Raw genomic sequence first — 2,281 nt, forward strand, 5'->3', positions numbered from 1 at the left:
CGTCGTTGCCGTTGCCTTCGGCTCGGTCGACTTCTCGCTCGATCTCGGTTGCGCGCCGCAAGCAGGATCAGCCGATCATGCGCGCAACCGAGATCGAGCGAGAAGTCGACCGAGCCGAAGGCAACGGCAACGACGCCGGGCGTGGCCAATATGTCCGGCAGGTTGGCGAGGCCTACGGCGCTCTCGACCAGCGCGATGACGGAAACGCTGCGTGCCATGTGCCTAGTCGTATCAGCAATGTCTTCCGGGCGTTCGGCCTTGGGCAGCATGACGGAGGCGCCGTCGAGGCGCCGCACGGCGTCGATGTCCGCTTCATGCCAAGGTGTACCGGCGGCGTTGATGCGGACCACGACCGCGGATTTCAGCGCGGCTGCATTGGCGACAATTGCTTCGCGAGCGCGGTCCTTGTCGCCAGGGGCGACGGCATCCTCGAGGTCGAGAATAACCGCGTCCGCGCCGCTGCTGTCGGCCTTGGCAAACCGCTCCGGCCGCGAGCCGGGTACGAAAAGCGGCACGACAGGCGTGACGAAGCTCACCATTGCGCCGTGGCCTTGACCGTCACATGGCCGTCGGCAGACCGTACCTCGAGAGCCATGCCGTCCTTGCCTGGGGATGTTGCACTCAGAAGCAGGCGCTGTGGGCCGCTCGCCGGACGCACGCCGCGGAACGAGAAGCGGCGCGGCGCGGCGCCTGCAATAGCGGTGGCGAAGTTCATGAGCAGTGTCGCCTGCAGCGGACCATGGATGACGAGCCCGGGATAATGCTCGACCGTCGTGGCGTAGGGCGCGTCATAGTGGATGCGGTGCCCGTTGAAGGTCAGCGCCGAATACCGAAAAAGCAGCACCGGATCGACGTCGACCGAAAGCTCATGCGGTGCGGTCGGGTTTGGATTTGCTGGCGGGGCAGAGGGCGCAGGAGTGGCTTCGACACCGCGATAGACGATGGTCTGGTCCTCCTCGATCACCGGGCCGGCGTCGTTGGCGATGTCGTGCCGGACCGTGACGAAGGTGAGCGGGCCGGTGCGGCCCTGCTTCTCCTCGATGGCGGTCAATGTCGAGCGGCGGCGGATGCGATCGCCGGAGCGGATCGGAGCCATGAAACGCACATCGCTGGCCGCCCACATGCGGCGTGGAAGCGGCACCGGCGGCAGGAAGCTGCCTTTGGCCGGGTGCCCGTCAGGTCCGAGTTCGCGCCTATCGGCAATATCGGGCGTCAGGCACCAGTGCAGTCCCGGCGTGGCCGCGCCCTCCGCAGTTTGCGCTGCGTAGTCGCCAAGCGTGGCGCCAAAGCTGGCCAGCAGGCGCGGGATCACAACATCCTCGACCTCGTATGTGCGTCCAACCCATTCCTGCAGCGTGGTTGTGTCCAGGCTCATGAGTTTCCTCGTCAAGCGGCGAATTCGGACCGGATCCGGTCTGTGTCGGCGCCAAGGGCGGGAACGCTGGGGACCGTTGCGAATCCCTCCGACCGCCCTGCCGGCATCGGCACGGCGATGCGCCTGCCGTCCGGCAGCGCCACCTCTGTCCGGCGCAACGCCTTGTGGTGCGGCAGGTCGCGCATTGCGCTCACACGGCCCCAGGCGATCTGCGCCTCGTTGAGACGGTTTATGGCCTCTTCGCAGTCGATTGCCGCGAAGATCGGTTCGATCTCGGCGTCGAGCGCCGTGCGGTTGGCCACCCGCCAGGCATTGGTGGCGAAGCGTTCGTCGGCGAACAGATCCTGTCTTTGCAGCACGACGCTGCAGAAGCGCTTCCATTCATTGTTCTGCTGGATGGACACGACCACGCTGCCGTCCCGACAGGCATAGGGTCGATAGGGGTAGATCGAAGCGTGCGCCAGGCCATATCTCTGGGTCTCGCGGCCCGCATATTCGTAATGCAGCAGCGGCACGGCCATCCAGTCGGCCATGGCGTCGAACATGGCAATTTCGACAATGCGACCGCGCCCGGTCTTCTCGCGCGCCAGCAAGGCTTCGAGGATCGCTGCATGGGCATTCATGCCGGTGGCGATGTCAGCGGCGGAAACCCCGACCTTGCTCGGCGTGTCCGGCGTGCCGGTGACGGCACAGATGCCGCTTTCGGCCTGCACCAGCATGTCGTAGGCGCGCATGGCCGCGTAGGGCGTGTCCTGCCCGTAGCCGACGATGTTGATGGCAATCAGCCGAGGGAATTTTTCCGCAATCACATCGGCGGAGAGGCCGAGCCTGTCGATGGCGCCCGGCGCGAGATTCTGCACCAGGACATCCGCGCGCGCCACCATCCGGTGCAGCAGAGCCAGGTCG

3 protein-coding genes are annotated in these 2,281 nt (G+C 66.0%); all 3 read right to left on the minus strand.

Annotation, left to right across the window (positions count from 1 at the left end):
• On the minus strand, positions 1-539 hold a 539-nt coding region (locus EN935_RS31875; protein WP_245489103.1), incomplete at its 3' end, for an aldolase/citrate lyase family protein.
• A complete protein-coding gene (locus EN935_RS31880) occupies positions 533-1,375 on the minus strand; it encodes a MaoC family dehydratase N-terminal domain-containing protein (RefSeq protein WP_127263884.1) in 843 nt (280 codons plus the stop codon). The genes EN935_RS31875 and EN935_RS31880, both read right to left, overlap by 7 nt.
• A gap of 11 nt (positions 1,376-1,386) precedes the next feature.
• A partial coding sequence (locus EN935_RS31885; RefSeq protein WP_245489104.1) for a CaiB/BaiF CoA-transferase family protein occupies positions 1,387-2,281 on the minus strand: 895 nt, incomplete at its 5' end.

Source organism: Mesorhizobium sp. M7D.F.Ca.US.004.03.1.1 (assembly GCF_003998635.1).
GTDB classification, from domain to species: domain Bacteria; phylum Pseudomonadota; class Alphaproteobacteria; order Rhizobiales; family Rhizobiaceae; genus Mesorhizobium; species Mesorhizobium loti.

Coding starts and splice junctions, on each gene's coding strand:
- EN935_RS31880 (WP_127263884.1), bottom strand. CDS start 1,375: ATGAGCCTGGACACAACCACGCTGCAGGAATGGGTTGGACGCACATAC.